The organism is Vibrio floridensis, from assembly GCF_021852965.1.
In the GTDB taxonomy this organism is placed as follows: Bacteria; Pseudomonadota; Gammaproteobacteria; order Enterobacterales; family Vibrionaceae; genus Vibrio; species Vibrio floridensis.
Window position 1 is genome coordinate 1 of record NZ_JAKGCY010000032.1, and the last position, 5,596, is coordinate 5,596.

General features: G+C 39.2%; 8 protein-coding genes. All 8 read left to right on the top strand.

The features are described from left to right. Positions 1–415: 415 nt before the first annotated feature. The 8 genes from LZU85_RS20070 to LZU85_RS20130 all read left to right on the top strand — a co-directional run bounded on the left by LZU85_RS20070 (position 416) and on the right by LZU85_RS20130 (position 5,393). Entirely contained in the window at positions 416–988 is a 573-nt protein-coding gene (locus tag LZU85_RS20070; RefSeq protein WP_060531643.1) for a hypothetical protein, read from the top strand. A 232-nt stretch (positions 989–1,220) separates the two neighbouring features. Further along, positions 1,221–1,439 (top strand): DUF6500 family protein, encoded by a 219-nt coding sequence (locus LZU85_RS20080; protein WP_237288332.1) that lies wholly within the window; start codon positions 1,221–1,223, stop codon positions 1,437–1,439. 72 nt (positions 1,440–1,511) lie between these two features. Continuing rightward, entirely contained in the window at positions 1,512–2,075 is a 564-nt protein-coding gene (locus tag LZU85_RS20085) for a hypothetical protein (protein WP_237288334.1), read from the top strand. A gap of 127 nt (positions 2,076–2,202) precedes the next feature. Beyond that, positions 2,203–2,505: a hypothetical protein gene (locus LZU85_RS20095; protein WP_118893581.1), complete on the top strand. Its 303-nt coding sequence runs from the start codon at positions 2,203–2,205 to the stop codon at positions 2,503–2,505. Between the two features lie 143 nt (positions 2,506–2,648). Next, positions 2,649–3,293: a hypothetical protein gene (locus LZU85_RS20105; protein ID WP_237288335.1), complete on the top strand. Its 645-nt coding sequence runs from the start codon at positions 2,649–2,651 to the stop codon at positions 3,291–3,293. Between the two features lie 160 nt (positions 3,294–3,453). Continuing rightward, positions 3,454–3,846 carry a DUF5071 domain-containing protein gene (locus LZU85_RS20115; protein ID WP_225459305.1) on the top strand — a complete coding sequence of 131 codons (393 nt, stop codon included), beginning with the start codon at positions 3,454–3,456 and terminating at the stop codon, positions 3,844–3,846. A gap of 135 nt (positions 3,847–3,981) precedes the next feature. Next, positions 3,982–4,716, top strand: coding sequence for a Tim44 domain-containing protein (locus LZU85_RS20125; RefSeq protein ID WP_237288337.1), 735 nt, complete (start codon positions 3,982–3,984; stop codon positions 4,714–4,716). Between the two features lie 143 nt (positions 4,717–4,859). Next, complete coding sequence (locus LZU85_RS20130) at positions 4,860–5,393, top strand: hypothetical protein (protein WP_237288339.1); 534 nt, start codon at positions 4,860–4,862, stop codon at positions 5,391–5,393. Positions 5,394–5,596 lie beyond the last annotated feature (203 nt).

The following is a 5,596-nucleotide window of genomic DNA, read 5'->3' on the forward strand; positions in this document are numbered from 1 at the left end:
TCGGCAAGTTGGCTTCAGTGGTCTCTGTTTTTGGACTCCAATTCTTGGGCGCTAAAAATTCTGAGAGTTGCCTCATTTAACTGCAGTGTTTGGATGAGGTGAGTGCAGGTTGGTCAGTTTCAAAGTTAGAGCTTCAGCTTTCGTTTCTCACGTTAAGACTCAATGCAAGTTCAATCAATTTTATGAGTTAATTCAGTTTTTTAGCCTATGGTTTTGGTGTGCGAAGGTAAGTCGAGTTAAGCTCTTGGTATCGTAAAACTTAGCCCTTTGAGTCTTAAACATAACAAGGCGTTCAAGAGGGATTCATGCCGCGTGGCATTTTTGGTATGCGGTGAGTTTTGGCGGTGAAAGTGGTCTGCGGAAAGTTGGTTTAAGCGGCATTCACCCCTTAACGCGGCGTTAGGCGAGGGAAGTCATGTATAGAATCTTATTCCTGTTTTTATTATTGCCATTATGGTCAGTTGCAGCCGTAAATTTACCATCTGATTATGTTGGAATTGAAATATATCAATCTACAATTGATGACGTGTCTAAAAAACTCGGTAAATCTCAATTTCAAAGTATCCCATATGGTCACCATGAAAATGGTTATTGTTATGTTTCTGATAATGGTATTTATGCGGTTTTTAGTTCAGGCCCAATGGGAGCCCAATCCATTATTACCAGAATGAGTATTCATTTGGACAATCCAGGATTGAAATGTAGCCCAAGCAAGCTAGAGTTACCTACTTGCATTGGTGAATTTTGTTTAGGTGTTTCAAAAAATAAATCTGAAAGCCTTTTAGGAGGAGTTTTAGATCTTACAAATGATGGCAGTAATAGTTACGTGAAAAGCTTCTGGTTGACAAGGGAATTGACTGAAGAGGAAAAACAGAAGTTGGATTTATCTGAAGAAATGACTGTTGCTGATATTACCAATAACATTTGGTTCAAATTCGTAAATGAAGAAGCAATAGAAATTGGTGTTATAAAGTTTGAAACGTACTGAGTCGCCTAACAAACAATTTAAGAGTGATTCAGCACGCGTGGCATTTTTGGTATGCGGAGGTTTTGGGTGTTGAAGTGCCATGCAGAAGCTTGGTCATTGCGTGCTTCACACCTTAATTGGGCGTTATGGCTTCCTCAAAAAATGACACTGTTTGGATAAACAGTATTTGTTGTTTGTGCTCTATTCGTTGTGTAAAGTATTGTTTTTACTTCAATCTAAGTGGGCATAATGAATGCGTGAACCCTTACGTCGTAAAGTGTTAGATGTTTGTGCTAAGAAAATCGCACAAAAGGGCGAGAATGTTGGAGTTTCATTCTATGCATTTTTCGCTAATAAAAACGACGATCCAGAGTTGTTAATGGAGGCAGCTACTTGGTGGATTCAAACTCACCAGCTAGATCACTTCGAAAAAGCCTATAAAATCATAGAAATGATTGAATCAGGCAAGTAAAGAACGCGTTAAGTCCAAGCCATAACAAGGCGTTCAAGTGGGATTCATGCCGCGTGGCATTTTTGGTATACGGTGAATTTTGGTGGTGAAAGTGGTCTGCGGAAAGCTGGTTTAAGCGGCATTCACCCCTTAACGCAGCGTTATATTTTCATTCGAGGTAAGGGATACATGGGAAGGACTCTGATTTTATTTTGTCTGCTATTTTCATCTCTTTCTTTGGCATCCAGTTCGAACAATGCTCTTGAGTTCAAAGAGTACTTGGCCACAGAAATTGAAGCTGAAGAGCTTAGAAAAGTTGGCTTACATATGGTGACTCTTTGGGAGCAACAGCACGATATTTATATCACGCAAAAAAAGTTTGTTAGCTCTGAACTCGAAGAGGCAATAGATTTGATGGTTAACATAGTCAACACAGAAAGATGCCTTACAGAAGTTCAAAAACACTATCCGTCAGAGCCGCTTTTGAAATCGAAGTATTTTAGTAGTATTGATTTAGCGTTCGAGTATCGAAAGGCAGATGGATACTTATGGAACTTGGTTAGAGAGCATCAAGATGTGGTACTTTCGCGTATTGAGAAAGAGCGCTGTAAAGACATTTTGAGTGTTAGCGAAATCGAAAATATAACAAAGCGTTAAAGTGGGATTCATGCCGCGTGGCATTTTTGGTATGCGGTTAGTTTTGGTGGTGAAGGTGGTCTGCGGAAGGTTGGTTTAGGCGGCATTCACCCCTTAACGCAGCGTTAGGCTAATCAGGGAGAGAATGATGTCACTTTGGGTTTTAATACCGCTTTCATTTGTTCATATTACTGTTGGTGGAGCAATTGGTTTTGGTTTAGTTTTTGCGGCTTGTGCTGAGCGTGGAGTGACAATGTCTCAGTTCAGTAATGATGTGTGTGTGGCTTTATGGTTCGCTTACACAATATCGTTGCTTTTAAGTGTTTTCTTGGTTATCTATTTTTATCTGACAGATAGTGATGCGTCTTACTTTTGGTGGTACGCGATGCCATGGATGTTACTGATTGTGCTTATCACTTATTGGAGATCATCGATCGTAAAATTAGCCTAACAAACAGTTCAAGTGGGATTCAGCACGCGCGGCATTTTTGGTATGCGGTGGCTTTTGTGTTGAAGTGCTATGCAGAGGCTTGGTCATTGCGTGCTTCACCCCTTAACTGTGCGTTATGAGACCAGTCTGAAAGTATGGAGTTTATGAACTTAAAAATAGAATCGAAGAAATTGGCAAGAAGTCATTTTGAGCTAGAGCGAAAGCGACTTAATTGGAAGCTTGAAGTTAAGAATAAAATTAAATTTCATTTTAATGAGCTTATACTGTCTGCAAAAAACACTGGATATCCGTTTCTATTATTTTGCCAAGATAATAATGAATTTGAAAATTTGGATTCGATTCAGATCACTGCTGAATCCAATTATACGGGTATAACTAAAAAGTTAGCGAATGGTGGCTCCAAACTAGATTTTGAAAAAGGAGCAGGGCTATGTTTTTCATTGTCACCTAAAGGGGACGTGGTAGTTACTATTCGCCCCTACAAGTCGGAATGGGTTCGTAGAGTGGAAACGAGTATAATAATTGCGCACGGTATATCTCCTGACGATATTACAGATGATTTTATTAAAAAGTGCATGCATCGTTTCATCATTTATACAAGAGCATCAAGTGTTTACGGATCTTACACCACAACGCTATATGAGCATCTATTTATAAAATACCTGTTAGTTGTGGATATAAAAAATCGGGGGCAATTATTAAATAGTGCATTGGATTTTTCAAATAAATGGGGTGTCGCTGTGATTTCCGCTTTACTTGGTGCCATTTTTAACGAAATGTTAACCTAGTTGGGGCGTAAAAGTCTCATAACAAAGCGTTAAAGAGGGACTTGGCACGCGTGGCATTTTTGGTTTGCAGTTTGTTTAGCGGTTAAGGTGTTATGCGGTCACTTTTGTGTTGCGTGCCTGCGCCCCTTAACGCGGCGTTATGCATCTAATCGGACGTCAAATGAGTAAAATTGTTCCTAAACACAAGTTAGATCTAGAAACCTGCGAGCAACTGAAGTTTTTGTCAAACGAAGAAATAGCACCTTATGTTTACGAGTTGCTTGAGTGTTTGCAGGACTTGAATTGGCCAGTTGCAGATCCTGTTTCACAAAGGTTATTGCAGTTAGATTTAGAGCTTGTAGAACCTTTGTTGCTGATTTTAAGTAGTGATGATGACGTGTGGAAATATTGGATAGTTTCGTTCTTCTTGCATTATGTAGATATTTCTGTTTACGACAGGCTGATTTTTAAACTAAATAAGATGAAAATTAGTCCAACTAAACAAGAAATCGAAGAAGAGGTTTATGAAGCTATTTGTGAGCTTATAGAAAGTCGAAGCATAACAAGGCGTTAAAGCGGGATTCATGCCGCGTGGCATTTTTGGTATACGGCGAGTTTTGGTGGTGAAAGTGGTCTGCGGGAAGATTAGTTTGTGCGGCATTCACCCCTTAACGCAGCGTTAGGCCCAAATAGTATACAAGGAAGTTCAATGAGTAAATTAGTGGTTTATTTGTCGGCAATTGTTGTCGCATGTTTAGTGGTAGCAGAGCCCGCATTTGCTGGCCCTGGAGGAAAAATTGCAAGCGTATTATCTGAGACATTCTGGGGAAAGGTAATAATAATATGTTTATTAGTCTTTTTTTCACCGTTTATAGTGTACGCCTTTTGCAAGGAGAAACTAGCTGAGCAACGTGCTAGAAAAGATCTAAGGTTTATGGCTTGCTATAGTGAACTGTTTGAGTGGTTAAAAGTACAAGAAAGAGTCAAGGATTGTTTCTATCGAGTGCATGCTGGTTGGGATAGTGAAGACTTATCGAGTGTTTCAGACTGGATGACAGATTGGTATTGGCAAAATCAGCAGCAAGTACATCTTGAGAATTGGAAAAAACAAGGGTTGGTTAATGTATGTAAGGTAACCCATTTGTCCAAAATTAAGCCGTTACTATTTGTTCATAGGAATCAATCTGTAGAACACGAAGGTTCTATGGTTGTGGTTGCTATTACGGGAGAAACTCAAGATTACCTAATGGTTAAAGAGACAGGAAAAATTGTTGAAGGGAGTAAAAAATTCAAAGATGTCGAAACAATTTGGACTTTGACCTTAACTAATGGGGTTTGGAAAGTCTCTAACATTGAAAGCTGTACGATGTTTATAGATTATGTCAATGAAGCTAAGCATTTACCCAAGATTGAGACTACGGTTGTAAGCGACTTGAGGGCCTAACAAAGCGTTTAAGAGGGACTTGGCACGTGTGGCATTTTCAATTTGCGGTAAGTTTAGTGGTTAAAGTGTGATGCGGTCACTTTTGTATTGCGTGCCTGCGCCCCTTAACGCGGCGTTATATGCCTTGGGGATAATGAGGAATTATGGAACTTTTAAACTACTTTCCTTATATAGGGTTAGTGCTGGATGTTATCGGTGCATGGCTTCTATGGAGGTTTGGTATAACTGCAACAATTGATCACCCTGAATTTAACGCAGTGATGGAAGAAGCGGTGGTTGGCGGTGGTCCTAATTACGATCAAATAGTAAGGGACTCAAAGAAACAAATTATGGTTGTAAAGAAGTGGTCAAAACTTGGACTCGGACTACTTATGTTGGGCTTTGTTCTCCAAATTATCGGTAGTATTTCCTCAAGTGCTACGATTGGTCATTTAAGTAAGCAAAATAGTCTTTTGGTCAGTCAAGCCGAAGTATATGATAGTGAGTTAAAAGAGGTACACGATAAGTTGGCTGAAATTGAAGGCTCAGTATTGGCTACGAAAAATATCAGTACCGACAGATATGAGGCAATCTTAAAAATCTACAACCATCAAAAAGATGAAATATCAACAATTCGAAATCAAGTTCTAGAACTAGAATCTAGTTATCCTGTATCTGACGAATCTGTAAAAAATTAGAAACGGCATATAACAAACAATTAAAGAGGGATTCTCAACGCTTGGTATTTTTGCTTCTACTTCAAATTTAGTGTTTATGGCACAATGCTTTAGGCTTGGTTGGAGGCGTTGTTCACCCCTTAATTGGGCGTTATGCTTAATCACGTAAAATCAGTGGTTTATGGTTTTTCTTTGTTCCCTTAGCTTTTCAGTTTGGTTGTATG

Excerpts from the sequence above, each read along its gene's own strand:
- LZU85_RS20095 (WP_118893581.1), top strand. The coding sequence starts at position 2,203 with ATGTCACTTTGGGTTTTAATACCGCTTTCATTTGTTCATATTACTGTT.
- LZU85_RS20070 (WP_060531643.1), top strand. The coding sequence starts at position 416 with ATGTATAGAATCTTATTCCTGTTTTTATTATTGCCATTATGGTCAGTT.
- LZU85_RS20125 (WP_237288337.1), top strand. The coding sequence starts at position 3,982 with ATGAGTAAATTAGTGGTTTATTTGTCGGCAATTGTTGTCGCATGTTTA.
- LZU85_RS20130 (WP_237288339.1), top strand. The coding sequence starts at position 4,860 with ATGGAACTTTTAAACTACTTTCCTTATATAGGGTTAGTGCTGGATGTT.
- LZU85_RS20105 (WP_237288335.1), top strand. The coding sequence starts at position 2,649 with ATGAACTTAAAAATAGAATCGAAGAAATTGGCAAGAAGTCATTTTGAG.
- LZU85_RS20080 (WP_237288332.1), top strand. The coding sequence starts at position 1,221 with ATGCGTGAACCCTTACGTCGTAAAGTGTTAGATGTTTGTGCTAAGAAA.
- LZU85_RS20115 (WP_225459305.1), top strand. The coding sequence starts at position 3,454 with ATGAGTAAAATTGTTCCTAAACACAAGTTAGATCTAGAAACCTGCGAG.